The sequence below is a fragment of the Micromonospora sp. ANENR4 genome, assembly GCF_015354395.1.
Lineage (GTDB): Bacteria > Actinomycetota > Actinomycetes > Mycobacteriales > Micromonosporaceae > Micromonospora > Micromonospora aurantiaca.
Map to the genome: position 1 here is coordinate 462504 of NZ_JADKYQ010000003.1, position 24643 is coordinate 487146.

At 73.9% G+C, this 24643-nt stretch carries 24 protein-coding genes and 1 riboswitch; of the genes, 18 read left to right on the forward strand and 6 right to left on the reverse strand.

Annotated elements, in window-relative coordinates; translation table 11 throughout:
- Nucleotides 1-51 precede the first annotated feature (51 nt).
- The 3 genes from IRY44_RS08080 (at nt 52) to IRY44_RS08090 (ending at nt 2780) form a co-directional block, all read left to right on the forward strand.
- Nucleotides 52-1419 (forward strand): pitrilysin family protein, encoded by a 1368-nt coding sequence (locus tag IRY44_RS08080; RefSeq protein WP_194799798.1) that lies wholly within the window; start codon nt 52-54, stop codon nt 1417-1419.
- A gap of 54 nt (nt 1420-1473) precedes the next feature.
- The gene (dapB, locus tag IRY44_RS08085) at nt 1474-2235 is read left to right on the forward strand and encodes a 4-hydroxy-tetrahydrodipicolinate reductase (protein ID WP_194799799.1); all 762 of its coding nucleotides are present in this window, start codon (nt 1474-1476) and stop codon (nt 2233-2235) included.
- Between the two features lie 77 nt (nt 2236-2312).
- A complete protein-coding gene (locus tag IRY44_RS08090) occupies nt 2313-2780 on the forward strand; it encodes a GNAT family N-acetyltransferase (protein ID WP_194799800.1) in 468 nt (155 codons plus the stop codon).
- 185 nt (nt 2781-2965) lie between these two features.
- Here IRY44_RS08090 and IRY44_RS08095 read toward each other — a convergent pair whose 3' ends face one another.
- On the reverse strand, nt 2966-3550 hold the full coding sequence (locus IRY44_RS08095) for a GNAT family N-acetyltransferase (RefSeq protein ID WP_194799801.1): 585 nt from the start codon (nt 3548-3550) through the stop codon (nt 2966-2968).
- Between the two features lie 35 nt (nt 3551-3585).
- On the opposite strand from IRY44_RS08095, the gene IRY44_RS08100 reads away from it, so the two are divergent.
- Nucleotides 3586-4890: a glycosyltransferase family 87 protein gene (locus tag IRY44_RS08100; RefSeq protein WP_194799802.1), complete on the forward strand. Its 1305-nt coding sequence runs from the start codon at nt 3586-3588 to the stop codon at nt 4888-4890.
- Here IRY44_RS08100 and IRY44_RS08105 read toward each other — a convergent pair.
- Nucleotides 4795-5340, reverse strand: coding sequence for a GNAT family N-acetyltransferase (locus IRY44_RS08105; RefSeq protein WP_194799803.1), 546 nt, complete (start codon nt 5338-5340; stop codon nt 4795-4797). The genes IRY44_RS08100 and IRY44_RS08105 overlap by 96 nt on opposite strands.
- A 79-nt stretch (nt 5341-5419) precedes the next feature.
- Between IRY44_RS08105 and IRY44_RS08110 the strand changes: the two genes are divergently transcribed.
- The 6 genes from IRY44_RS08110 to IRY44_RS08135 all read left to right on the forward strand — a co-directional run bounded on the left by IRY44_RS08110 (nt 5420) and on the right by IRY44_RS08135 (nt 12678).
- Nucleotides 5420-6649, forward strand: a complete 1230-nt coding sequence (locus tag IRY44_RS08110; RefSeq protein ID WP_194799804.1) for a winged helix-turn-helix domain-containing protein — start codon at nt 5420-5422, stop codon at nt 6647-6649.
- A gap of 4 nt (nt 6650-6653) precedes the next feature.
- The gene (locus IRY44_RS08115) at nt 6654-7334 is read left to right on the forward strand and encodes a DUF2752 domain-containing protein (RefSeq protein ID WP_370584884.1); all 681 of its coding nucleotides are present in this window, start codon (nt 6654-6656) and stop codon (nt 7332-7334) included.
- Nucleotides 7335-7496: 162 nt separating this feature from the next.
- On the forward strand, nt 7497-8234 hold the full coding sequence (gene thyX / locus IRY44_RS08120) for an FAD-dependent thymidylate synthase (protein WP_194799842.1): 738 nt from the start codon (nt 7497-7499) through the stop codon (nt 8232-8234).
- A gap of 52 nt (nt 8235-8286) precedes the next feature.
- Entirely contained in the window at nt 8287-9213 is a 927-nt protein-coding gene (gene dapA / locus IRY44_RS08125) for a 4-hydroxy-tetrahydrodipicolinate synthase (protein ID WP_194799806.1), read from the forward strand.
- Between the two features lie 51 nt (nt 9214-9264).
- Complete coding sequence (locus tag IRY44_RS08130; protein ID WP_135243833.1) at nt 9265-10953, forward strand: ribonuclease J; 1689 nt, start codon at nt 9265-9267, stop codon at nt 10951-10953.
- A gap of 174 nt (nt 10954-11127) precedes the next feature.
- A complete protein-coding gene (locus IRY44_RS08135) occupies nt 11128-12678 on the forward strand; it encodes a S1 family peptidase (RefSeq protein WP_194799807.1) in 1551 nt (516 codons plus the stop codon).
- A gap of 145 nt (nt 12679-12823) precedes the next feature.
- On the opposite strand, the gene IRY44_RS08140 is transcribed toward IRY44_RS08135, so the two are convergent.
- Both IRY44_RS08140 and IRY44_RS08145 read right to left on the reverse strand, forming a co-directional pair.
- Nucleotides 12824-14473, reverse strand: a complete 1650-nt coding sequence (locus tag IRY44_RS08140) for a YbjN domain-containing protein (protein ID WP_194799808.1) — start codon at nt 14471-14473, stop codon at nt 12824-12826.
- Complete coding sequence (locus tag IRY44_RS08145) at nt 14470-14949, reverse strand: YbjN domain-containing protein (protein WP_194799809.1); 480 nt, start codon at nt 14947-14949, stop codon at nt 14470-14472. The genes IRY44_RS08140 and IRY44_RS08145 overlap by 4 nt, the downstream gene beginning before the upstream one ends.
- Nucleotides 14950-15062: 113 nt before the next feature.
- Here IRY44_RS08145 and IRY44_RS08150 point away from each other — a divergent pair, with 113 nt between their 5' ends.
- Nucleotides 15063-17519, forward strand: coding sequence for a DNA translocase FtsK (locus IRY44_RS08150; RefSeq protein WP_194799810.1), 2457 nt, complete (start codon nt 15063-15065; stop codon nt 17517-17519).
- Nucleotides 17520-17582: 63 nt separating this feature from the next.
- Here the strand turns inward: IRY44_RS08150 and IRY44_RS08155 are convergent, their stop codons facing one another.
- Complete coding sequence (locus tag IRY44_RS08155; protein WP_194799811.1) at nt 17583-17828, reverse strand: hypothetical protein; 246 nt, start codon at nt 17826-17828, stop codon at nt 17583-17585.
- Nucleotides 17829-17912: 84 nt separating this feature from the next.
- The gene (locus IRY44_RS08160; RefSeq protein ID WP_194799812.1) at nt 17913-18227 is read right to left on the reverse strand and encodes a multidrug efflux SMR transporter; all 315 of its coding nucleotides are present in this window, start codon (nt 18225-18227) and stop codon (nt 17913-17915) included.
- 59 nt (nt 18228-18286) lie between these two features.
- A riboswitch (guanidine-III (ykkC-III) riboswitch) is annotated at nt 18287-18352 on the reverse strand.
- A gap of 96 nt (nt 18353-18448) precedes the next feature.
- Between IRY44_RS08160 and IRY44_RS08165 the strand changes: the two genes are divergently transcribed.
- From IRY44_RS08165 to IRY44_RS08195, 7 genes are all read left to right on the forward strand, one after another.
- Nucleotides 18449-19372, forward strand: coding sequence for an ornithine cyclodeaminase family protein (locus tag IRY44_RS08165; protein WP_194799843.1), 924 nt, complete (start codon nt 18449-18451; stop codon nt 19370-19372).
- A gap of 50 nt (nt 19373-19422) precedes the next feature.
- Nucleotides 19423-20925, forward strand: a complete 1503-nt coding sequence (gene rimO / locus IRY44_RS08170; protein WP_194799813.1) for a 30S ribosomal protein S12 methylthiotransferase RimO — start codon at nt 19423-19425, stop codon at nt 20923-20925.
- 47 nt (nt 20926-20972) lie between these two features.
- Nucleotides 20973-21554: a CDP-diacylglycerol--glycerol-3-phosphate 3-phosphatidyltransferase gene (pgsA, locus tag IRY44_RS08175; protein WP_194799814.1), complete on the forward strand. Its 582-nt coding sequence runs from the start codon at nt 20973-20975 to the stop codon at nt 21552-21554.
- Nucleotides 21555-21625: 71 nt separating this feature from the next.
- A complete protein-coding gene (locus IRY44_RS08180; protein WP_194799815.1) occupies nt 21626-22168 on the forward strand; it encodes a CinA family protein in 543 nt (180 codons plus the stop codon).
- Nucleotides 22169-22378: 210 nt separating this feature from the next.
- Nucleotides 22379-22819: a helix-turn-helix domain-containing protein gene (locus IRY44_RS08185; protein ID WP_194799816.1), complete on the forward strand. Its 441-nt coding sequence runs from the start codon at nt 22379-22381 to the stop codon at nt 22817-22819.
- 127 nt (nt 22820-22946) lie between these two features.
- Entirely contained in the window at nt 22947-23798 is an 852-nt protein-coding gene (locus IRY44_RS08190) for a PspA/IM30 family protein (RefSeq protein WP_091419792.1), read from the forward strand.
- Nucleotides 23799-23814: 16 nt separating this feature from the next.
- Complete coding sequence (locus IRY44_RS08195; RefSeq protein ID WP_194799817.1) at nt 23815-24576, forward strand: hypothetical protein; 762 nt, start codon at nt 23815-23817, stop codon at nt 24574-24576.
- Nucleotides 24577-24643 lie beyond the last annotated feature (67 nt).

Sequence of the window (24643 nt, forward strand, 5' to 3'; positions counted from 1 at the left end):
TGGAGCCGTCGTACGTCCCGCCGTTCCTCGTCATCCGGAGAGCAGGTTCTCGTGAGTTCGTCAGGCGCCTCGACGGGACGGGGGGTGGCGCCGATCGGCTCGGCGGCCCGCGCGGTCACCCGTACGCTCAGCGACGACCCGCTCGGCGGCACCGTCCGCCGTACCGTGCTGCCCAGCGGGCTGCGGGTGCTCACCGAGGCGATCCCGGCGATGCGCAGCGTGTCGTTCGGCATCTGGGTGGCGGTCGGCTCCCGCGACGAGACCGGCACGCAGGCCGGTGCCGCGCACTTCCTGGAGCACCTGCTGTTCAAGGGCACCAACAAGCGCAGCGCGCTGGAGATCTCGGCGCAGATCGAGGCCGTGGGCGGCGAGACGAACGCCTTCACCACGAAGGAATACACCTGCTACTACGCGCGGGTGCTGGACGAGGACCTGCCGCTGGCCATCGACGTCATGTGCGACCTGGTCGCCGACTCGGTGCTCGCCCCCGCCGACGTGGAGACCGAACGCGGCGTCATCCTCGAAGAGATCGCCATGCACGACGACGAGCCCGGCGACGAGGTGCACGACCTGTTCGCCCGCGCCGTCTACGGCGACCACCCGCTGGGCCGGCTCATCTCCGGCACGGAGGAGACGGTCACGCCGATGACCCGGCGGCAGATCCAGAGCTTCTACCGCCGCCGCTACACCGCGCCGCAGATCGTGATCGCCGCCGCCGGCAACCTCGACCACGCCGCGGTGGTCAAGCTGGTCCGGCAGGCGCTGCGCGGCACCCCGCTGGACACCGACCCGGCGTCGCCCGCGCCGCACCGGTCGGCCACCCCGGCGGTACGCACCAAGCCGGCCACCACGCTCGTCGAGCCGAAGGAGACCGAGCAGGCGCACGTCATCCTCGGCTGCCCGGGGATCGACCGCACCGACGACCGGCGGTTCGCCCTCGGCGTGCTGAACAACGTGCTCGGCGGCGGCATGTCCAGCCGGCTGTTCCAGGAGATCCGGGAGCAGCGGGGCCTGGCGTACTCGGTCTACTCGTACGCCAGCCAGTACGCCGACAGCGGCGTGTTCGCCGTCTACGCCGGCTGCGCGCCGGGCAAGGTGGACGAGGTGCTGGACCTGACCCGTGCGGGCCTGGCGCGGGTGGCCGCCGAGGGGATCACCGAGGCGGAGCTGGCCCGGGGCAAGGGGATGAGCAAGGGCTCGTTCGTGCTCGGGCTGGAGGACACCGGCTCGCGGATGAGCCGGCTCGCCAAGGGCGAGCTGCTCTACGGCAACCTGATGCCGGTGGACGACCTGCTGTCCCGGGTGGACGCGGTGACGCTCGACGACGTGAACGCGCTCGCCGCCGACCTGCTCGGCCGGCCGATGTCCCTGGCGGTGGTCGGCCCGTTCGACTCCGGGAGCTTCGCGGTCACGAGCTGAGCGGCCCGCCGGTCCGCCGGACCCCGTGCCGGGCGCTGGGATAGGTTGTGGGCCGTGACTGAGCAGCAGAAGACGGCGGCCCGGGTCGGTGTGCTTGGTGCCCGGGGCCGGATGGGCATGGAGGTCTGCAAGGCGGTCGACTCCGCCGCCGACCTGGATCTGGTCGCTGCAGTCGACCAGGGCGACGACCTGGACGCGGTGGCCCGGGCGGGCGCCGGGGTGGTCGTCGACTTCACCACCCCCGACGCGGTCATGGACAACCTGCGCTGGTGCGTCGAGAACGGCGTGCACGCGGTGGTCGGCACCACCGGCTTCACCGAGCAGCGGCTCGCCGAGGTGCGCGGCTGGCTCGCCGACCGGCCCGGCGTGGGCGTGGTGATCGCCCCCAACTTCGGCATCGGCGCGGTGCTGATGATGCAGTTCGCGGCGCGCGCCGCCCGCTACTTCGAGTCGGTCGAGATCGTCGAGCAGCACCACCCGCGCAAGCTGGACGCGCCGAGCGGCACCGCCACCCACACGGCCCGGCTGATCGCCGCGGCCCGCGCCGAGGCCGGTCTGGGGCCCGCGCCGGACGCCACCCGCGACGAGGTGGCCGGCGCCCGCGGCGCCGACATCGACGGGGTACGCGTGCACGCGGTACGCGCCACCGGCCTGGTCGCCCACCAGGAGGTGCTGTTCGGCACCCTGGGTGAGACGCTCACCATCCGGCACGACTCGTACGACCGGGTGTCGTTCATGCCCGGCGTGCTGCTCGCGGTCCGCGAGGTGGGTCGCCGGCCCGGTCTGACGGTCGGCCTGGACGCCCTGCTCGACTGACCGGCAAAACGGTTTCCCCCGGCCCGCTGGGGGAAACCGTTTTGCCTGGTCGGGGGCGTCGACCTAGGCTACTTTCCATGATCGATTCCGGACACTCCGACCGCACCGGCCGCCGGGTGACGCTGCGCCCGGTGGACGACGACAACTGGCGGGCCGTGGCGGACGTCGCGCCGCACGACGACCAGCGCGCCTTCGTGGCCGCGCTCGCCGCCCGCTACCTGCTCCTCACGGAACGCTCGGACGTCTGGAACTCGCTGGCCGTCTACGCCGACGAGACTGTCGTCGGCCACGTCATGTGGGGCGTGGACGACGACGGGTCGCGCTGGATCGGCGGCATGGTGATCGACGCCGCCGAGCAGGGCCGGGGCCTGGGACGCGCGACGGTGCGGACGCTCGCGGACTGGCTCGCCGAGGCGGGCCGGCCGATCCGCCTCAGCTACCACCCCGACAACAAGCCCGCCGCCGCCCTCTACACGTCCCTGGGCTTCCACCCCACTGGCGTGATGGAGGACGACGAACTGGTAGCCGAACTCCTTCCCGCCTGACCCTCACCCCCGGGCTTGCCCCCGGTCGATCATGAGGTTGGCGGCCTTCTCGATCTCCCCGACTGCCGACAACTTCATGATCGACCGGGTGAGGACGGGGGTGCGGCGGGTGGGGTGGCGGTCCTGCCCCGTGCCGGGACCGCCGGCCCACCCACGCGAGGGTGGACCGGCGAGACGAGCGGAACTCATCGCTGCGGCGGAAGATTTTCCTCCGGGACCGCCACGTGGAAGCGGAGCTGGGGGACGAGCATGTCGTCCACGTCCAGCGCCCGGGCCGCGCCGTCCGGCTCCCAGCCGGTCGAGCCGAGGAACTTGCGGGTCGCCGCGTCGGCGTCGAACGTCCACGCCACCGCCCGGGTCAGCACGTCGGACCGCCAGTGGTCGACAGCCGCGGCGAGCAGCCGGCTGCCGTGCCCGCGCCGCCCCCACCGGGGCTCGACAAGCAGGTCCGTCACCGCCGCGACGCCCGAGCCGAGCGCCTCGGCCGGCTCGTCCGGGGCGAGCGCGTCGGCGTCGGCCGGACCGGAGGCGACGAACCCCACCAGATAGGATTGCGCCGCCTGTTCGACGGCGACCAGCACCCGGTGCGCGCCCGAGGGCGGCTCCTGCACCGCCGCACTCCACCGCCGCGCGAGGTACGCCTCGTCGAGGTTGTCGAGCACGTGCCGGGGCAGGATCCGGCGGTACGCGACCCGCCAGGTCGCGAGCTGGATGCGTGCGATCTCGCCGGCGTCCTCGGGACGCGCGGGCCGGACGTAGCCTGCAGCCATGACACGTGAGCCTACGCAGGGCGAGGAGGGTGACGGTGGCGCAGGGTGCCGGGCGGACGATCACGCAGGTCGTCGCCGTGGTGGCGCTCGCCGCGGCGGTCACCGTGTTCCTCTCCGTGGCGGCGGTGCGGCACGGCTTCTTCGACCTGCAGGTCTACTACGGCGCGCTGACGTACTGGGCGCGTGACGGCGGAGAGATCTACGACTTCCTGCGCCCCGGGACGCAGTACGGCTTCACCTACCCGCCGTTCGCCGCCCTGGTGATGCTGCCGATGGCCTACCTGCCGTGGAGCGCGGCGATCGTGGTGAGCGTGACCGCGACGGTGCTGGCGAGCGCCGTGGTGATCTGGCGGCTGCTCGACCCGGTGGCCCGCCGGTCCGGCTGGACGCGCTGGTTCGCGCTCGCTGTCGCGCTCTGCCTGGTCGCCGCGTACGAGCCGATGCGCGAGACGGTCAACTTCGGCCAGGTCAACATGCTGCTGCTCTTCCTGGTGGCGGTGGACCTGCTGTGGCTGCTGCCGGCGCGCAGCCGCTGGGCGGGCGTGGGCATCGGCCTGGCCACCGCGATCAAGCTGACGCCCGGCATCTTCATCGTCTACCTGCTGGTCACCGGCCGATGGCGGGCCGCGCTGACCACTGTCGGCACGGCTGCCGTCGCCACACTCGTGGCCGCCGGTCTCTTCCCCGACGCCTCCCGGGAGTTCTGGACCGAGGCGCTGTGGAACACCGACCGGGTCGGCGAGCTGGCGTTCGTCTCCAACCAGTCGCTGCGCGGGGTGGTGGCCCGGCTCGACCCGCAGCACCCGAGCACGATCGCCTGGCTGGCGCTCGTACTCCTGACGCTCGTGGTGTGGGCGTGGCGGTCGCGGGCGGCGGTGGCCGCCGGCGACGAGGCCACCGGCCTGGCCCTCACCGGCGCCGTGATGTGCCTGGTCAGCCCGGTGACCTGGGTGCACCACCTGGTCTGGCTGCTGCCCGGGCTGATCCTGCTCGTGGACAACGGCATGGCGGCGCCCGCGCGCAGCCGCCGGCGCCGTCTGCTGCTGGCCGCCGCCTTGATCGGGTACGCGCTGCTGTGCAGCCGGATCGTCTGGTCCTGGGAGAAGGACTTCACCGGCGTGGACGGTTTCCTCGGCAGCAACACGTACGTGTGGATCAGCCTGGCGCTGCTGCTCGGGCTGCCGGTCCGGCGCCGGCTCATGCCGGCCGGCGGTGGGCGTCCCGGCGACGGTGTCCCGGCCGGGTCAGCCTCCGGTGGTGTACCGCAGCTCGCGGAGCAGGATCGGGGTGCGCCCGCCGGAGAGCGGCACCGGATAGGTGGACTCCTCACCGTCCGGTAGGTGCCCGGCCCGTTCGTAGAAGCGGCGAGCCCGGGTGTTGTCGGCGAGCACCCAGAGCCGGTACCCGGTCCAGCCCCGCTCGGCCAGCCCGTCGCGAGCCGCCGCGAGCAGCGTCCGCGCGGCGCCCGAGCCCCAGTGCGCCGGCTCCAGGTAGATCGCCAGCAGCTCGCCGTGCGCCGGGTCGAGGTCGCCCCGGTCCTGGTTGTTCCGGTACGGCCCGAACGTGGTGAACCCGACGATCGTGCCGCCGTCCTCGGCGACGAGCGTGGTGAACGGGTGTTCCGGGTCGGCGGTGCCGAGGTCGCGGCGGCGCTGCGCCCAGGCGCGCGGGTTCAGCCGGGTCAGCACCTCCTCGGGCATGATCCCGGCGTACCCGGCCTGCCAGCCGTGGACGTGCACCCGGGCGATCGCCTCGGCGTCGTCCGGTTCCTCCCGGCGAATGGTGAGCACCTGTCCGTTCTATGCCCCGGCGGGCGATCGGTCCAGCCGCCGCTCCCGGTGTCGTACCGCTGGATTAGGGTCGCCGGCGATGGCCGTACCGGAATCGCTCTCCCTCGCCCAGGCCCGCCGGATCGCCCTGGCCGCCCAGGGCTTCGCCGACCCGGCGCCTTCAGGCGTGCCCACCCGCCGCCATCTGCGCCGGGTGCTCGACCGGGTCGGGCTGATCCAGATGGACTCGGTGAACGTGCTCCAGCGGGCGCACTACCTGCCGCTCTACAGCCGGCTCGGGCCCTACCCGACCGCGCTGCTGGACACCGCCGCCTACCGCCGCCCGCGTGAGCTGTTCGAATACTGGGCGCACGAGGCGTCGCTGGTGCCGGTGGGGCTGCATCCGGCCTTGCGCTGGCGGATGGCCAAGGCCCGCGACGAGGCGTGGGGCGGGATGCGCCGGATCGCCGAGGAGCAGCCCGAGCTGGTCGCCTGGGTCCGTGACGAGGTGGCCGCCCGGGGGCCGCTGACGGCGGCCGAGATCGAGCACGACGCCCCACGGGAGACCGGAAACTGGGGCTGGAACTGGTCGGCCGTGAAGCGGGCGCTGGAGTTCCTGTTCTGGGCCGGCGAGGTCACCGCCGCCGACCGCACCAACTCGTTCGCCCGCCGCTACGACCTGCCCGAGCGGGTGCTCCCGGCCGCCGTGCTGGATGCGCCCACCCCGACCGACGCCGAGGCGCACCGGTCGCTGGTGTCGATCGCAGCCCGCGCCCTCGGTGTCGCCGCCGAGCCGGAGCTGCGCGACTACTTCCGGCTGCCGGTCGCCGGGGCGCGGCGGGCGGTGGCCGAACTGGTCGAGGCCGGCGAGCTGACCCCGGTCACCGTGCAGGGCTGGCGGCACCCCGCCTACCTGCACGCCGACGCGCGGCTGCCCCGCTGGGTCCGCGGCAACACGCTGGTCAGCCCGTTCGACCCGCTGGTCTGGGAGCGGGCGCGCACCGAGCGGCTGTTCGGCCTCACCTACCGGATCGAGATCTACGTGCCGGCGCCCCAGCGGGTCTACGGCTACTACGTGCTGCCGTTCCGCCAGGGCGAGCGCTTCACCGCCCGGGTCGACCTGAAGGCCGACCGGAAGGCCGGGGCGCTGCTGGTGCCCGCCGCCTGGGTCGAGCCGGGCGCCGACCCGGGGGAGACCGCGGTGGCGCTCGCCGCCGAGCTGTACCGGCTCGCCGGCTGGCTCGGCCTGGACGCGGTCGCCTCGCCTGCCGCGGGCGACCTCGCGGGGCCGCTGGCCGCCGCGTTGGTGGGCGTGGCCGGTGTACGGTGAGCGCGTGACGAGCGTTGACCGGCCTGCCACCGCGCCCGACCCGCACACCGAGCCGCACCCGCACGGGCCCGCGCAGCCGGAGTCCGGGCCGCAGGGCGAGGCGCACGCTTACGCGTACGCCGGGCAGCCTTCGCACGCCGAGACGCACGCGCACGCCGGTCCGCACGCTCCACCCGGAGCACCCGGAGCACCCGGAGCGCCGTGGCCGGGTTACCCGGCGGCGTACCAGCCGGTCGAGAGCGACCGGCTCACCCGGCTGGTGATGCGCCTGCACGCCCGCGCCCCGCGCTGGGCGGTGCCGCTCGCAGCGCTCGGCTGCGTCGGCCTCGGCATCGCGTACGCGCTGGTCAGTGACCCGACCCGGAGCGACCCGGACGCCGCGCCGACCTGCCTGCTCAAGCTGACCACGGGGCTGGACTGCCCGGGCTGCGGCGGCACCCGCGCGCTCTGGTACGTGCTGCACGGCGACCTGCCCGCCGCAGCCCGGCACCATTTCCTGTTCGTCTTCGCGCTGCCGTTCCTGACCTGGCTCTTCGTGGCCTGGGCCGGCAACCGGGCGTTCGGCTGGAAGCTGCCCGAGGCCCAGTTCAGCCCCAAGGTCATCGGCGTGTTCCTGGCCGCCTGGGGGGTCTTCTCGGTGGTCCGCAACCTGCCGTGGGCCCCCTTCACCTCGCTCTACGTCTAGCCCGGAGCCCAGCCCTGGCGAGATCTTGGTACGAAACGGCCCCCGGAGGGGCGCTTTCCTACCAAGATCTTCTTCGGGGCCGATCGCCGAGCCGGCGGTGCGGCCGCGTGGCCGATTTCCACGGTGGGGGGCGGGGCCACTACAGTCGCAGGAATGCCGGAGATGGTTCAGCCCCAGGTCAAGTTGATCGCGTGGACCCAGTTCCAGGCACCCGAAGAGGTGCCCTGGTCCACCGACGCGGACGGTGGGCAGGCGCTCGCCGAGTTCGCCGGCCGGGCCTGCTACCAGAGCTGGAAGAAGCCGAATCCGGCCACCGCCACCAACGCCGGCTACCTGGCGCACATCCTGGAGGTCGGCCACCTGAGCGTGCTGGAGCACGGCTCGGTGAGCTTCTACTTCAGCGGCGTCTCCCGCTCGTTCACCCACGAGCTGATCCGGCACCGGCACTTCTCCTACTCGCAGCTCTCCCAGCGCTACGTGCCCGAGCGGGACGCCGCGATGGTCGAGCCGTCGGTGATCGCCGACGACCCGGAGCTGCACAAGAAGTTCGTCGAGGCCACCGACGCGGCGGTGCGGGCGTACACCGAGTTGCTGGAGGGGCTGGAGAGCCGCTTCACCGACGAGCCCAACCCGACGCTGCGCCGCAAGCAGGCCCGCCAGGCGGCCCGGGCGGTGCTGCCGAACGCCACCGAGACGCGGATCGTGGTGACCGGCAACTACCGGGCCTGGCGCCACTTCGTGAAGATGCGCGCCACCGAGCACGCCGACGTGGAGATCCGCGAGCTGGCGGTGGAGTGCCTGCGCCAGCTCAAGGGCGTCGCGCCGAACGTCTTCGCCGACTTCGAGATCTCCACCCTGCCTGACGGCACCGAGGTGGCAGCGTCGCCGCACGCCGAGTGACTCGTCGCCCTTCGCCGCCGGGCCACCGGCGGCCGTCCGCTAGGTTGTGAGCATGACGCACGACCACTCCGCCGCCCCGAGCCGGGGCGCGTCGCGCCCGTTCGGGCGAGTGATGACGGCCATGGTGACCCCGTTCACGCCGGACGGCGGCCTGGATCTCGACGGCGCCGCCCGGCTGGCCGAATACCTCGTCGACGAGCAGGGCAACGACGCGTTGGTCCTCAACGGCACCACCGGTGAGTCCCCGACCACCACGGAGGCGGAGAAGGAGTCGCTGATCCGCACCGTGGTCGAGGCGGTCGGCGACCGGGCCCGCATCGTCGCCGGGGTGGGCACCAACGACACCCGGCACACCGTCGAGCTGGCCACGCAGGCCGAGAAGGCCGGTGCACACGGCCTGCTGGTGGTCACGCCGTACTACAACAAGCCGCCGCAGGCCGGTCTGCTGCGTCACTTCACCACGGTCGCCGACTCGACCGGCCTGCCGGTCATGCTCTACGACATCCCGCACCGGTCCGGGGTCGCGATCGCCACCGAGACGCTGGTCAAGCTCGCCGAGCACGGCCGGATCGTCGCGGTGAAGGACGCCAAGAGCGATCTGCTCGCCACCGCGGAGGTGCTCGCCCGCACCGACCTGGCCTACTACAGCGGCGAGGACGCGCTCACCCTGCCGATGCTGTCGATCGGCGCGGTCGGCGTGGTCGGCACCTCCACCCACTTCACCGGCGCGCTGACCAAGCAGATGATCGAGGCGTTCGAGGCGGGCGACAACGCCCGGGCGCTCGCCCTGCACCGGCGGTTGCTGCCGCTCTACACCGGCATCTTCCGCACCCAGGGCACGATCCTGGTCAAGGCCGGCCTGGGGACGCAGGGTCGCCCGGCCGGTCCGGTGCGGCCGCCGCTCGTCGACGCCACCGGTGACGAACTGGCCCAGCTGCGCGCCGACTGCGCCGCGGCGGGCCTGCCCCTGCCCGAATGAATCAACGACACGACGGACGCCGCGCGACGGCGTCGCAGAATGAGGTGACGCGTGACCGAGGCGCACATCGAGGGTGAACTGCCCCCGCCGCTGCCCGAGGGCGGCCTGCGGATCATCCCGCTCGGCGGACTCGGCGCCATCGGCCGGAACATGACCGTCTTCGAGTACGACGGCAAGCTGCTGATCGTCGACTGCGGGGTGCTGTTCCCCGACGTCGAGCAGCCGGGCGTGGACCTGATCCTGCCCGACTTCGGCCCGATCCTGGATCGGCTGGCCGACGTGCAGGCGATCGTGCTCACGCACGGCCACGAGGACCACATCGGCGCGGTGCCGTACCTGCTCGCGCACAAGCCGGACATCCCGCTCGTCGGCTCGCAGTTCACGCTCGCGCTCGTCGAGGCGAAGCTGGCCGAGCGGCGGATCCAGCCGTACACGCTGACCGTGCGGGAGGGCGGCCGGGAACGGCTGGGCCCGTTCGAGTGCGAGTTCTTCGCGGTGAACCACTCGATCCCGGACGCGCTCGCGGTGGCCATCCGTACGCCGGCCGGCCTGGTGCTGCACACCGGCGACTTCAAGATGGACCAGCTACCGCTCGACGGGCGGATCACCGACCTGGCCGGGTTCGCCCGGCTCGGCGCCGAGGGCGTCGACCTGCTGCTGTCCGACTCGACGAACGCGGAGATCCCCGGGTTCGTCACGCCGGAGAAGGAGATCGGCCCGGTCCTCGACTCGATCTTCGCGAAGGCCAAGGGGCGGATCATCGTCGCCTCGTTCGCCTCACACGTGCACCGGGTGCAGCAGGTCTTCGACTCGGCCGTCGAGCACGGCCGCAAGGTGGCGCTGATCGGCCGGTCGATGGTCCGCAACATGGGCATCGCCCGCGACCTGGGCCTGCTCAACATCCCGGCCGGGCTGGTGGTCGGGATCGAGGAGGCCACGAACCTGCCGCCCGAGCAGATCGTGCTGATGTCCACCGGTTCGCAGGGCGAGCCGATGAGCGCGCTGGGCCGGATGGCCAGCGGCGACCACCGGCACATCACCATCGCGCCGGGCGACACCGTGGTGCTGGCGTCCTCGCTGGTGCCGGGCAACGAGACCTCGGTCTACCGCGTGATCAACCGGCTGGCCCGGGCCGGTGCCGTGGTGGTGCACAAGGACGTCGCGAAGGTGCACGTCTCCGGCCACGCCCCGGCCGGTGAGCTGCTCTACCTGCTCAACGTGGTCCGCCCGAGCAACCTGATGCCGGTGCACGGCGAGTGGCGGCACCTGCGGGCGCACGCCCGGCTCGGCATCGAGTCCGGCGTCGCGCCGGACCGGGTCGTGCTCTGCGAGGACGGCGACGTGGTCGACCTGGTCGAGGGCCGTGCCAGCCTGGTCGGGCGGGTCAAGAGCCGGTACGTCTACGTCGACGGTCTCGCCGTCGGTGACGTCAGCGAGTCGCTGCTCACCGAGCGCCGCATCCTCGGCGACGGCGGGTTCATCGCCGCGACGGTGGTGGTGGACTCGGTCACCGGCAAGGTGGTCGCCGGGCCGACCGTTTCGGCGAAGGGCTTCTCCGAGGACCCGGAGGCGTTCAACCCGGTGGTCCCGCTGGTCACCGAGGCGCTGAACCGGGCCGCCGCGGACGGCATCACCGACCCGCACCAGCTCCAGCAGATCGTCCGCCGCACGGTGGGCCGCTGGGTCAACGACGCGTACCGCCGTCGGCCCATGATCGTCCCGACCGTCGTCGAGGTCTGACCCGACCGCGCCGCGCGCCGGTCCACCGTCCGCGGTGGGCCGGCGTCGTCGCTTTCCGGGTACGCCCCGGCACGGCGCGTCGAAACATGCCGCCGGTACTCATCCGATCGGCGTCCGTCTCCGTACCTCCCGACGGCCGGCGTGCCCCTGCGCCGGTCGGGAGGAGCGTGGCGGATGGACCGCAGACGGATGACAGTCATCGGCGTACTGGTGGCGGCGGCCGGGTTGACGGCGGCGGTGACCGTACCGTCGTTCGCCGGTGAGGAACCCCGGCGGGCCGCGCCGGCGGCCGACGGCGTCGCGCCGGAGGTCCTCGACGCGATGGGCCGCGACCTCGCGCTGACCCGCGACCAGGCGGCGAAGCGGCTGCGGACCGAGCGGTGGGCGGCCGGCACCGTCACCCGGCTGCGCGGCGAACTCGGCGCCGGCTACGGGGGCAGCTGGCTCAGCGCGGACGGCGCCACGCTCACCGTGGCGGTGGCCGACCCGGCCGGCGAGGCGCGGGTACGGGCGGCCGGCGCGGTCCCGAAGCGGGTCGCGCGGGGCGTCGCCGAGCTGGACGCGGTCAAGAGCCGGCTGGACGCGGCGGGCGCCGACGCCAGCCCGGACGTGGCCGGCTGGTACGTCGACGTGGCAGACAACGCCGTGGTCGTGATCGCCCGGCCGGGCGCGGAGGCCGACGGCCGCCGGCTCGCCGCCGCCGCCGGGTCGAAGGCCGGGATGGTCCGGGTGCGGACCGCCGACGAGGCCCCGCGTCCGCTGTTCGACGTGCGGGGCGGCGACGCCTACCTGATCAACAACGCGGGCCGCTGCTCGGTCGGTTTCTCCGTGGTCGGCGGGTTCGTCACCGCCGGGCACTGCGGCCGGCCGGGGGACCGCACCACCGGATCCAACCGGGTCGCCCAGGGCACGTTCGCCGCGTCCTCGTTCCCCGGTGACGACTGGGCGTTCGTGCGGGTGAACGCCGACTGGACGCCGCAGGGCGTGGTGACCGACTTCGCCGACGGCGGCACGGTGGCGGTGAACGGCTCCACCGAGGCTCCGGTGGGCGCGTCGATCTGCCGGTCCGGCTCCACCACCGGCACCCGCTGCGGCCTGATCCAGGCGAAGAACGCCACAGTCAACTACCCGGAGGGGACCGTCACCGGGCTGACCCGGACGAACGTCTGCGCCGAGCCGGGTGACTCCGGCGGCGCGTGGCTCTCCGGTGACCAGGCGCAGGGCGTCACGTCCGGCGGATCCGGCGACTGCACCCGGGGCGGCATCACGTTCTTCCAGCCGGTCAACGAGATCCTCCAGCGCAACGACCTGACGCTCGTCACCGCCGGCGACCAGCCCGCGCCCACGCAGCCGCCGGCGGGCGGCGGCGAGACCACGCCGCCGGCGACCGCCGAGCCCACCCCGCCGACGGGCGACACCGAGTGCTCCGGGCAGGTGAGCCGGACCGGCCGGATCGCCGCCGGACGAACCCAGATCCAGCCGGACGGGCGCTTCTACCGGGTGCCCGACGGCACGCAGGAGGCGTGCCTGTCCGCGCCGGGCGGCGCCCGCATGGTGCTGGAGCTGCAACGCTTCACCGGCGGCGCGTTCCGCACCGTGGCCCGCGCGGCCACCGCCGACGGCACGGCCCGGCTGACCGCCGAGACGTCGGCCGGCGCCTACCGGTACCGCGTCGTCGGGTTGTCCGGCTCCGGCGAGTACACGCTGGCGTTCTCCGCCCGCTGACCGCCGCACCCAGATCGCGGCCCCCGACCACCACCGCCCGGTGGTCTGGGGCCGCGCCGCGTCGGCGGCACGGTTCCTCCGGGAGCCACCACCGCCCGGTGGTCGGGGGCCGCGCCGCGTCCGGGTACTGCCACCTCGGTGGGGCTCAGGGCAGCGCGGCGACCGCTTCGGCGTACGCGGTGCCGGTGCGGATCGCGGCGGCCACCAGCACGGCGAGCTGTGCCGGGGCCACCCCGCAGGACAGGTCGGTGGAGACGCCCGCGGCCAGTACCAGCGTCCCGTCGCCGGGCTCGTGCACGTACGCGGCGGGCAGCAGCCGGTCGTGGTTCCAGGCGTTGCAGAACGCGTACGCCTCGGCGCGCCGCCCGGCCGGCAGCCGCCGCTGCGCCACCACCCGGGCGTGCAGCACGTCGCCGTCCCGGCCGAGCAGACGGAACTGGATCGTGGCCTCGCCCCACCGCCCGGCGAGCGTGCCGTCCGGCTCCACCGCGTACGGCTCGCCCCGGGCGTCGAGCGCGGCGGCGAGCAGCGCCGCGTCCAGCGGTGCCGGTTCCTCCGGCCCGGGCGGCAGGGGTTCGGCCGGATCATCGGCGTCCGGCTCCTCGTCGAACTCGCTCTCGGCAGCCAGCGACACCGGCGCGGCGAGCGGCCGCTCGGCCAGCCAGGAGGCGATCCGGCCGGACTGGTGCCCGGTGCCGTTGCGGGCGTCGAAGCTGCCGGCGAGCGCCGTCGCCAGTGCCTGCAACTGCGTACCGAGCGTCGCCACGTCCACCTCGGCCGCCGGCCGGGAACCGTGCCCCGGGCGGTGGATGCGCCGCCCGCCCAGCCCGGCCTCGGCGGCCAGTCCGCACAGCAGCGCGCCCGCCGCCGCGAACTCCATCGCGGACAGGTCGTCGGCCGGGCGGTCCAGCTCGGGCAGCTGTTCGGTGAGGATCTCCAGCCCACGATGCAGGTAGCCGCCCAGCGCGCAGAAGCGCAGGTGCGCGGCGAGCAGCGGGAACGCCGTCTTCTCGCCGCGGTGCCGGCGGTACGCGTACACGTGCGCCCGGGCGGCCCGCGTCACCGCGCCGGTACGCAGCCACGGCAGCAGCCCAACGGTGAGCGCCCGTTCCGGCTGGTCGGTGCAGGCCGTCGCGCCGGCCGCTGCCGCCTGCCGCTCGCCCCGCCGGGTCGGTGGCGCCTGCGGCTCGACCCAGCCGATCAGCGCCGGTGCCAGCGCCGCCAGTGCCGCGTCCGGCTCGCCCCAGCCGGCCAGCAGGTCGGCCCGTCGCGCCGGGGCGCACCCCGCACAGCCACCCACCGGGTCGTTCGCGTCCGCCGCCGACCAGCGCTCGTACGCCCGCCGGGCCGCCGGCTCGTCGCCGAGGTGGTCGGCGAGCCGGCAGCGCAGCTCCGCCACCGGCGCCGCGTCCTCGCCCAGCTCCCCGGCGAGCGCGTCCAACAGGGACCGGGCCTGGTCCAGGCCCACCCGGGGAGTGCCGAACGACGCCTCCACCGCCTGCCGCTGATGCCGGCGCAACCGGGTCAGCTCGTCCGGGCGGGCGTCCAGCAGTCCGGGGTGCCCGTCCAGCGTGGCCCGCATCCGCCGGACCGGCTCCACCGCCCGCCACCGTTCACCCCGGTGCAGGTACGCCTCGACCAGCGCGAACCGCGCCGACACCGCGGTACGTGGATCGCCGGTGGCGTCCGCCCGCGACGCGATCCGCTCCAGCTCGGCGCAGCGCTCCGCGCCGTCGGGCCGGTCCCGGGCGTCGGCGAGCGCGGCGGCCAGCCCCCTGTCGCGTGCCGTGGTCACCGGAGCGTCCCGCCGGCCAACTCGTCGACGGCGGCGGCGAGCTGGCACCCGGTGGTCACGCCACAGTCGACGAGCCGGTCGAGCTGGTGCGGCGTCACCCCGCGCTCCAGGTCGGTGGTGACCTCGCCGCACACCTGGGCGGACCCGTCGTCGGCGACGTGCACGTACGCCTTCGGCCAGAGCCGGTCGTGGTTCCACGTGTTGCAGAACGCGTGCAGCTCGGGCACACGCTCGATGCCGAAGTGGTGCGCGACGACGGTGCGCACCTGGAGCAGCTCACCGGCCGCGCCCCGGCGGTGGAACCAGATCAGGTTCCGCTCCCAGCGGCCCACCAGCGCGCCGTCGGGTTCCTCGGCCACCGCGTACCCCCGGTGGCCGAGCACGGCGGCGATCAGCTCACCGGTCAGCGGACGCAGTTCCTGCGGGTGTCCGGCCAGCGGACCGTCCGGACCGTCCTCGATCTCCGGCGACGCCATCGGGCATCCCTTCTGAGGCGAATAACACAAACGACGGTCCGACCCGTGCTGCGACGCGCGGACACGACCCGGAAAAGCGGCGATCCACCGGGTGCCGCCGTTACCGTGACTCTATGGCGGGCCGTACCTCTCAGGCGAGCCGGCGGCGCGGCGCGTCGCCGCGTGGCACCACGAACAACCGCGCCCGGCAACCGGCGAAGAAGGCGGCGGCGCGGAAGCCGGCGCGGCGGCGACCGGCTCCCGGGCCGAGCCCGGCCGCGTTCGTCGGCCGGGCGGTCGGCGCCGTCTGGATGGGACTGGCCCACACGGTCGGCTGGACGTTCCGGGCCGCCGGGCGGCAGGCCGCGTCCACGAGGGAGCTGGATCCGGAGCACCGCCGCGACGGCGCCGGGCTGCTGCTGTTCGGCCTGGCCATCCTCAGCGCGGTGGGCATCTGGGGCGGCGGCGCCGGGCCGGTGGGCCGGCACCTGGCCGACACCGTACGGCTGTTCATCGGTGCCATCTCGATAATCCTTCCGGTGCTGTTCATGGTCGGCGCGTGGCGGCTGATGCGGACCCCGGCCGATCCTGAGCACCGCGGTCGCGGCCTGGTCGGCTGGGGTTCGATGATGCTGGCGACCGCCGCGATGCTGCACATCGGGCAGAACCCGGTCGACGAGGTCCAGCGCGACTTCGCGGGCGGCCTGATCGGCGCGGGCGTGGGCGACCTGCTGAAGTCGGCGGTGACCGCCTGGGTGGCTATGCCGCTGCTGCTCCTGCTGCTGGTGTTCGGCCTGCTCGTGGTCACCGCGACGCCGATCAACAAGATCCCGGAGCGGCTCGGCCTGCGCGCCGACCCGGCCGGAGCGGACGTCGACGAGGAGTTCGCCGAGGACGAGGCGCCGGCGAAGCCGGCCCGCAAGCGGCCCGCGAAGCGGATGCCGCCGCCGTTGGAGCCGCTCGATCCGGACGACGAGCTGGCGGGCGTCGACCTCCAGGAGACCCTGGTCCTGCCGCGCAAGCCGCCCAAGGTGCCGGCGAACCGCAAGCCGGTCGAGCCGCCGGAGCACTCGCCGCTGCCCACCCGCGCCGAGCAGCTCGCGCTGACCGGGCTCGCCGGCGACTACACGCTGCCGCCGGCGAACCTGCTCGGCAGCGGCGCCAAGCCGAAGAGCCGCAGCAAGGCCAACGACGAGGTGATCGCGGCGCTCACCGGCGTCTTCGAGCAGTTCGACGTGGACGCCGCCGTCACCGGCTTCACCCGCGGCCCGACGGTCACCCGCTACGAGGTGGAGCTGGGTCCGGGCGTCAAGGTCGAGCGGATCACCCAGCTGTCCCGCAACATCGCGTACGCGGTGAAGTCGCCGGACGTGCGCATCCTCAGCCCGATCCCGGGCAAGAGCGCGGTCGGCGTGGAGATCCCGAACACCGACCCGGAGAACGTGTCGCTCGGCGACGTGCTGCGCTCCCGCGAGGCGACGAGCGACCACCATCCGATGGTGGTGGCGCTCGGCAAGGACATCGAGGGCGGCTACGTGGTGGCAAATCTCGCGAAGATGCCGCACATCCTGATCGCGGGCGCCACCGGCGCGGGCAAGTCGTCCTGCCTCAACTCGCTGCTGGTCTCCATCCTGACCCGGGCCACCCCGGACGAGGTGCGGCTGCTGCTGATCGACCCGAAGCGGGTCGAGATGACCGGCTACGACGGCATCCCGCACCTGGTCACGCCGATCGTGACCAACCCGAAGAAGGCGGCCGACTCGCTGGAGTGGGTCGTCCGCGAGATGGACATGCGCTACGACGACCTCGCCGCCAACGGGGTCCGGCACATCGACGACTTCAACCGCAAGGTGCGCAACGGCGAGATCAAGGCGCCGCCGGGCAGCGAGCGGGAGATGCGGCCGTACCCGTACCTGCTGGTGATCGTGGACGAGTTGGCCGACCTGATGATGGTCGCGCCGCGCGACGTGGAGGACTCCATCGTCCGGATCACCCAGCTCGCCCGGGCCGCCGGCATCCACCTGGTGCTGGCGACCCAGCGGCCCTCGGTGGACGTGGTCACCGGTCTGATCAAGGCGAACGTGCCGTCCCGGCTCGCGTTCGCCACCTCCTCGCTCGCCGACTCCCGGGTCATCCTGGACCAGCCGGGCGCGGAGAAGCTGCTCGGCCGCGGCGACGGCCTGTTCCTGCCGATGGGCGCGTCGAAGCCGCAGCGCATCCAGGGCGCCTGGGTGACCGAGCGCGAGATCGCCGACGTGGTGAAGTTCTGCAAGGACCAGCGCGAGCCGGAGTTCCGCCCGGACGTGCTCGCCCCGGCGCAGGACAGCAAGAAGAAGATCGACGAGGACATCGGCGACGACCTGGACCTGCTCGTGCAGGCGGTCGAGTTGGTGGTCACCTCGCAGTTCGGGTCGACCTCGATGCTCCAGCGCAAGCTGCGGGTCGGCTTCGCCAAGGCGGGCCGGCTGATGGACCTGATGGAGACCCGGGGCGTGGTCGGCCCGTCCGAGGGCTCCAAGGCCCGCGACGTGCTGGTCAAGCCGGACGAGCTGGAGGAGGTCCTGGCCGGCCTGCGCGGCGGCGAGGACTGACGGCCCCGCAACGGACGACGGCGGCCCCACCCGAGGGTGGGGCCGCCGTCGGCGGTTCGCGGGTCAGTTGTTGAGCAGCGCGGCGACGAGCACGGCGCCGATGATCGCGCCGACCACGCTCGCGGCGGCGGCGTACCAGCCCAGCGGCTTGTCACCGAGGACGGCGCCGACGATGCCGAGGATCAGGCCGAGGACACCGAAGATCAGCGGGGACAGGAAGATCGCGAGGGCCGCGAAGACGAACGCGATGATCGTGCAGATCCGGGCGGCGTTGCTGCGCGGACGGGCGCTGGCGTGGATGTCGGCCATGGGGTCCTCCGTGATGATCGCTCTGTCGGTCAACGGGAGACCGGGTACCCCGGGCGGTGCATCGTCCAAACCGGATGCGTGCGATCAGCTGAACAGCTTCAGCCCGATCACGCCGGCCACCACCAGCAGCAGGCAGGCCACGCGCGGCAGGTTGACCGGCTCGCCGAGCGCGAGCATCCCGACGAGCGCGGTACCCACCGCACCGATGCCGACCCACACCGCGTAGCCGGTGCCGACCGGGATGTCGCGCAGCGCGTACGCCAGGCCGGCCATGCTGCCGACCAGGGTGACGGCGAAGACGGCGGAGGGGAGCGGACGGGTGAAACCGGCGCTGCGATCAAGGGCGATCGCCCACGCGGTCTCCAGGAGTCCGGAGATCACCAGCACGATCCAGGCCACGGGACATCACCTCTGACGGGCGGGCCCGGCGCGGAGCGGGCCGGGCGACGGTTGGGTCACACGGGGCGTCTTGGCCTGACCGGGTACGCCCACCACTCGTCCGGGACGGCCCGCGGGCCGTCGTGGCCGACGGTAGCACCGGGCGGGCCGGACCGGCGGCGGGGTGAGAAAGCCCACCATGAGTGGAGTTGACGTCAACTTCAGGTTGCACGATGGAACACATGACCCTGCTCTTCTCCGACGACGACGTCGCGGCCGCCGTGGACGCCCCGCTCACCGTCGCGGCCATGCGGGACGCGCTGCTGGCCGCGCACGCCGGGCGGCTCATCGCCCCGCCCCGGGCGTCCGCGCCGCTGGGCGGGGGCCGGATGGTGCTCACCGCCGGGCACCTCACCGGGCAGTGGTATGGCTTCCGCTCGTACGACACGTTCGGCCACCCGGAGAGCGGTCAGCTCGTCGTGCTGCACGACGCGAGCACCGGCGCGGTACGCGCCATCGCCGTCGGCGAGGAACTCGGCTCCCGGCGTACCGGAGGACTCGGTGGCGTGGCGGTGGACGCGCTGGCCCGCGCGGACGCCGCCACAGTCGGCGTGGTGGGGTCCGGCCGGCAGGCGTGGACCCAGGTCTGGGCCGCCGCGGCGGTGCGGCCGCTGCGCGAGGTGACCGTGTACAGCCGCTCGGCGGCCCGGCGGGACGCGTTCGCCGCGCGGGTCCGCGCCGAGCTGGGCGTGCCGGCCCGCGCCGTCGGCTCGGCCGCCGCCGCGGTACGCGACCGGGACGTCGTGGTGCTCGCCACCACCAGCACCGTCCCGGTGCTCGACGCCGCCGACCTGGCCCCCGGCACCCATGTCAACACGGTCGGCTTCAAGCAGGTCGACCGGCACGAGTTCGGCCCCGACCTGCTCGACGCCGCCGACCTGCTGGTCACCGACTCACCCGGGCAGGCCGCCGCGTACGTCCCGCCGATGCTCGCCGCCGTCGAGCCGTACGCCGGGCGGTTGCGCGACCTGGGCGCGGTGCTGGCCGGCGCGGTTCCCGGCCGGACCACCGCGGACCAGATCTCGGTCTTCTGCTCCACCGGCCTGGCCGGCACGGAGGTGTTCCTCCTCGATCGGCTGGCCCGGGTGGCCGTGTCCGCGCGCTGACCCTGGCCGGACGGGTGCGCGGCGCACCGGAACCGGCCCGGTACCCTCGGATGGTGTCTGCCTCCTCCTCCACCCCGCGATCCGACGGGCGCCGCGTCGCCCTGCTGACCCTCGGCTGTGCCCGCAACGAGGTCGACTCGGAGGAGCTGGCCGCCCGGCTGCACGCCGACGGATGGCAGGTCACCACCGACGGTGAGGGCGCCGACGTGGTGGTGGTGAACACCTGCGGGTTCGTCGAGAAGGCCAAGCAGGATTCGATCCAGACGCTGCTGGCCGCCGCCGACACCGGCGCGAAGGTCGTCGCCGCCGGGTGTATGGCCGAGCGGTACGGCCGTGAGCTGGCCGACAGTCTCCCCGAGGCGCAGGCCGTGCTCAGCTTCGACGACTACCCGGACATCGCCGCCCGCCTCGACTCGGTGCTCGCCGGCGAGGCGATCGGCGCGCACACCCCCCGCGACCGGCGGGAACTGCTGCCGCTGACCCCGGTGAAGCGCCGCGACGCGGCGGTGTCGCTGCCCGGGCACGGCACCCCGGCCCGGGTCGCACCGGAGACCGACGCGCACACCCCGGCCCACCTGCGGCAGGTGCTGCGGCACCGGCTCGACACCGGCCCGGTGGCCTCGCTGAAGCTCGCCAGCGGCTGCGACCGGCGGTGCGCGTTCTGCGCCATCCCGGCGTTCCGCGGCGCGTTCGTCTCGCGTACCCCGGACGAGCTGCTCGCCGAGGCCGAGTGGCTGGCCAAGACCGGCGTCCGCGAGTTGGTGCTGGTCAGTGAGAACTCCACCTCGTACGGCAAGGACCTGGGCGACCCGCGCGCGCTGGAGAAGCTGCTGCCGCAGCTCGCCGCGATCGACGGGATCGTGCGGGTCCGCGCCAGCTACCTCCAGCCCGCCGAGACCCGGCCCGGCCTGGTCGAGGTGATCGCCACCACGCCGGGCGTGGCCGCCTACTTCGACCTGTCGTTCCAGCACTCCAGCGAGCCGGTGCTGCGCCGGATGCGGCGCTTCGGCTCCACCGACCGGTTCCTGGAACTGCTCGCCTCCGCTCGCGCGCTGGCGCCGGACGCGGGCGCGCGCAGCAACTTCATCGTCGGCTTCCCCGGCGAGACGAAGCAGGACGTGGCCGAGCTGGTCCGGTTCCTGACCGAGGCGCGGCTGGACGCGATCGGCATGTTCGACTACAGCGACGAGGACGGCACCGAGGCCGCCGGACTCACCGGCAAGGTCTCCGCCGCCACGATCAAGCGGCGGTACGACAGGCTCAGCGCGCTGGCCGACGAACTCTGCTCGCAGCGCGCCGAGGAACGCCTCGGCGCGACGGTGGAGGTGCTCGTGGACTCGATCGCCGACGGCGCGGTGGAGGGGCGGGCCGCCCACCAGGCGCCCGAGGTCGACGGCTCGACCACGCTCGTCGCGCCGGTCGGCGGCGGCGTCGATCTGGCCGCGCTGCGCCCCGGTGACCTGGTCCGGGCCACGGTGACGGCGACCGAGGGCGTGGACCTGGTAGCCGTACCGGATGAGATGATCTCGGCGGCGCCCGGCGCGGTACGGTGACGGCGGGCCCTGATGGAGCGGGGAAGCCACGTGGGGCGATGCGGGACATGACGGGAGCGGAGTCGACGGCCGCTGCCCCCGTACCGCTGCTCAACGCGGCGAACGTGCTCACCGGCGCGCGCCTGATGCTGGTGCCGGTCTTCGTGGCCACCGTGATCGCCTCCGGCATGAGCCACGCGGGCTGGCGGATGACGGCCTGCCTGATCTTCGTGGTGGCCTCCGCGACCGACCTGGTCGACGGCTGGATCGCCCGCCGGTACGAACTGGTCACCTCGCTGGGCAAGGTCGCCGACCCGATCGCCGACAAGGCGCTCACCGGCGCCGCCCTGCTGCTGCTCTCCGTCTACGACCTGCTGCCCTGGTGGGTGACGGTGGTGATCCTGGCCCGCGAACTGGGCATCACCGGGCTGCGCTTCTGGGTGATCCGGCACGGAGTGATCGCGGCCAGCCGGGGCGGCAAGGTCAAGACGGCGCTGCAGATCCTGGCCATCACCTGGTACCTCTGGCCGATGCCGGAGGCGCTCGCCGCGGTCGGCCCGTGGATCATGGGCGCGGCCGTGGTGGTCACCGTGGTCACCGGGTTCGACTACATCGCCCAGGCGTTGCGGCTGCGCCGCCCGGCCCGTTGAGCCGGTCGGCGGGCCCGTCGGTCCGGGCGGCGGACGAGTAAGCCGGCGTGGGGCGGGAAATGGGGGCGGGCATGGACACCGACGCGAGTAACCAGCGGCCCGCCGGCAGCCCGGCGGCCGCCGTGGTGCACCGCCTGCACGAGTGCGGCGAGACGCTGGCCACCGTCGAGTCGCTGACCGGCGGCCTGCTCGCCGCCGCGATCGTGGAGATCGCCGGGGTCAGCTCGATCTACCGGGGCGGCATGGTGGTCTACGCCACCGAACTCAAGGCGACGCTCGCCGGCGTACCGGAGGACCTGCTCGCCGACCGCGGCCCGGTCGACCCGGACGTGGCGGCGGCACTGGCCGAGGGCGGACGGCAGCGCTGCGGCGCTGACTGGGGCCTGGCCACCACCGGCGTGGCCGGTCCGGAACCGCAGGACGACAAGCCGGTCGGCCTGGTCTACGTGGCGGTCGCCGGACCGGACGGCACCGAGGTGCGCCGGCTCGACCTCGAGGGCGGCCGCGACCACATCCGCTCGGCCGCGGTGATCGAGGCGCTGCGGCTGCTCGCCGACCGCATCCAGCTCCCCGCCGACGCCGCCACCGAGGCGGCGGGGGCCGGCCGCCGGTGAGCCCGCGCGGCGCCGACACGCCCGGCGGCGGGATCGCCGGACCTGTCGATCCGCCCGGATTTTCAGAGGCGGGGTGGGATGTCGTCGTGGCGACCAACGGGTACGGTTGCGGGAAGGCTCCGGCGGTCACCGTCGGCGCCGGAGCGGTCCACCGCGTCCGGCGCGACGCGTTCCGGCCGGAGATGGTGGTCCCGTTCAGGGGGAGGTGCGATGGTCCTGCTACGCCGGGTGATCGGTGACGCGCTGCGAGCACGCAGGCAAGGGCAGCACCGCACCCTCCGCGAGGTCTCCTCCGCCGCCAACGTCAGCCTCGGCTACCTCTCCGAGATCGAACGCGGCCAGAAGGAACCCTCCAGCGAACTGCTGGCCGCGATCTGCGACGCGCTCGGCGCCCGCCTGTCCGAGCTGCTCCGCGAGGTGAGCGACACCGTCGCCCTCGCCGAGCAGATGCCCGGCGTGCTGGTTCCGGTGGCCGACGAGCCGGCCCCGGTGACGCCGGCCGCCGTCCGCAAGGCGACAAACAGGAGTGTCCGGCAGGTCACCTCCGACGGCGGCGTCGCCGTCCAGGTCCGGCAGGACTCGCCCCTCAAGGCCACGCTGCGCAGCACCCGCGTACGCCCCGCCGAGCGGGATGTGGTCTGCGCCGCCTGACCCCGGCTGTCACGTCGTGGGCAGTGCTGGCGTTCGCGTCGTACTGTTGATCAGGAGCGTACGGGTGCCGGAGTGGCGTCCGGCTGGGACGATGTAGGCGCGACGCTACTGAGGGGACGAGGCGGAGATGGCTAACCCGTTCGTCAAGGGTTGGAAGTACCTGATGGCGCTCTTCGGCGCGAAGATCGACGAGCACGCCGATCCCAAGGTGCAGATCCAGCAGGCCGTCGAGGAGGCACAGCGCCAGCACCAGGCGCTGGTGCAGCAGGCGGCCGCGGTGATCGGCAACCAGCGCCAGCTGGAGATGAAGCTGTCCCGGCAGATGACCGAGGTGGAACAGCTCCAGGGCAACGCTCGGCAGGCGCTCGCAGTGGCCGACCAGGCCCGGGGCCGGGGCGACGAGACCGAGGCCGGGCGCTACGAGCAGACCGCCCAGATGCTTGCCACCCAGCTGGTCTCCGCCGAACAGGCGCTGGAGGACCTCAAGACCCTGCACGACCAGGCGCTCGGCGCGGCGGCGCAGGCCCGCAAGGCGGTCGAGAACAACTCGATGATCCTCCAGCAGAAGCTGGCCGAGCGCACCAAGCTGCTCAGCCAGCTGGAGCAGGCCAAGATGCAGGAGAGTGTGGCCCGCTCGCTGGAGTCGATGTCGTCGCTCACCGCGCCCGCAAACACCCCTTCGCTGGACGAGGTACGCGACCGGATCGAACGCCGCTACGCCACCGCCATGGGCCGCGCCGAGCTGGCCGGCAACTCGGTCGAGGGCCGGATGCTGGAGATCCAGAAGGCCACGCTCGACTCGGCCGGATCGGCGAGACTGGAACAGATCCGGTCGAGCATGGCCGGCGAGCAGCTCGGCAGCCGGTCCGAGACCCCCGCCGTGGGGCAGCCGGCCGACCCGGCCGCCGCCGCCCGGCTCGACGAGATCCGAGCCAGCATGAGCCGGGAGCGTGGCACCGGGGAGACCACTACCGGCTGACGGAGGGGCGGACACGATGGCGGACGAACGGGCCCGGCACTTCCGCAGGCTGCGCCGGCTACGCAACTCGGCGCGGCGGTGGAGCGTACTGGCGGGAGGGCTCGGCGGCGCCGCCGCGGTGCTGACTCCGTACGCCGGACTGGGTCTGGCGGATGCGGCCTGGGCCGGCGCCGCGGGCAGCGCGATCGCGGTGGCCGCCTGGCGCTGGGTCGACCACCGGGCGCTGGCCGCCGTGCCGCCACCGCCCGCCCTGGATCCGGCCGAGGCCGCGGCCCGCTCCCGCGCCCGGCTGGTCGCCGCCGTCGAACGGCTCCCAGTCGGGCCGGGCGTCGTGGCGGAGGTACGCCGGGTCCGCTCCCGCCTCGCGCTGCGCGGCACCGCCGCGGCCGAGCCGTGGGCCCGGCTGGACCGGGCCGCGCTCACCCTGGCCGGGCTGGCCGGACGGCTGACCGGGCTGGCCGAGCCGGCGGTCCGGGAGGCGGCCGAGGCCGACCGGTCCCTGCGTGAGCTGGCGAACCGGGTGGCGGGCGTGGAACGCGCGGCGAAGCTGACCCCGCAGAGCACGCTGAACGAGGTGCACGCCACGCTGGTGGCCCAGTTGGAGGACGGGGTGGCCGCGTACGAGCGGCTGGTGGTGGCCGCCGCCGGTTACGTGGCCGAGGACGCGCGCCCGAACACCGAGCACCCGTCCGCCGCGCGCCTGACCGAGGCCACCGACCTGCTGCACGGCGTAGCCTCCGCCCTGGCCGAACTGCGCACCCCGCTCCGCGCCCCCTGACAGTCCCTCCCCGCCCGGCGCGCCCGACCAGCGCGGTCGATCATGAGGTTGACGGCATTTTCGATCT

What these genes read in the sequence shown, in the direction of transcription:
- rimO (WP_194799813.1), top strand. Translation starts at nt 19,423, where the DNA reads ATGGTGTCTGCCTCCTCCTCCACCCCGCGATCCGACGGGCGCCGCGTC.
- IRY44_RS08095 (WP_194799801.1), bottom strand. Translation starts at nt 3,550, where the DNA reads ATGGCTGCAGGCTACGTCCGGCCCGCGCGTCCCGAGGACGCCGGCGAG.
- dapA (WP_194799806.1), top strand. Translation starts at nt 8,287, where the DNA reads ATGACGCACGACCACTCCGCCGCCCCGAGCCGGGGCGCGTCGCGCCCG.
- IRY44_RS08150 (WP_194799810.1), top strand. Translation starts at nt 15,063, where the DNA reads ATGGCGGGCCGTACCTCTCAGGCGAGCCGGCGGCGCGGCGCGTCGCCG.
- IRY44_RS08155 (WP_194799811.1), bottom strand. Translation starts at nt 17,828, where the DNA reads ATGGCCGACATCCACGCCAGCGCCCGTCCGCGCAGCAACGCCGCCCGG.
- IRY44_RS08195 (WP_194799817.1), top strand. Translation starts at nt 23,815, where the DNA reads ATGGCGGACGAACGGGCCCGGCACTTCCGCAGGCTGCGCCGGCTACGC.
- thyX (WP_194799842.1), top strand. Translation starts at nt 7,497, where the DNA reads ATGGTTCAGCCCCAGGTCAAGTTGATCGCGTGGACCCAGTTCCAGGCA.
- pgsA (WP_194799814.1), top strand. Translation starts at nt 20,973, where the DNA reads ATGACGGGAGCGGAGTCGACGGCCGCTGCCCCCGTACCGCTGCTCAAC.
- IRY44_RS08145 (WP_194799809.1), bottom strand. Translation starts at nt 14,949, where the DNA reads ATGGCGTCGCCGGAGATCGAGGACGGTCCGGACGGTCCGCTGGCCGGA.
- IRY44_RS08165 (WP_194799843.1), top strand. Translation starts at nt 18,449, where the DNA reads ATGACCCTGCTCTTCTCCGACGACGACGTCGCGGCCGCCGTGGACGCC.
- IRY44_RS08110 (WP_194799804.1), top strand. Translation starts at nt 5,420, where the DNA reads ATGGCCGTACCGGAATCGCTCTCCCTCGCCCAGGCCCGCCGGATCGCC.
- IRY44_RS08190 (WP_091419792.1), top strand. Translation starts at nt 22,947, where the DNA reads ATGGCTAACCCGTTCGTCAAGGGTTGGAAGTACCTGATGGCGCTCTTC.
- IRY44_RS08185 (WP_194799816.1), top strand. Translation starts at nt 22,379, where the DNA reads ATGGTCCTGCTACGCCGGGTGATCGGTGACGCGCTGCGAGCACGCAGG.
- IRY44_RS08135 (WP_194799807.1), top strand. Translation starts at nt 11,128, where the DNA reads ATGGACCGCAGACGGATGACAGTCATCGGCGTACTGGTGGCGGCGGCC.
- IRY44_RS08090 (WP_194799800.1), top strand. Translation starts at nt 2,313, where the DNA reads ATGATCGATTCCGGACACTCCGACCGCACCGGCCGCCGGGTGACGCTG.
- IRY44_RS08180 (WP_194799815.1), top strand. Translation starts at nt 21,626, where the DNA reads ATGGACACCGACGCGAGTAACCAGCGGCCCGCCGGCAGCCCGGCGGCC.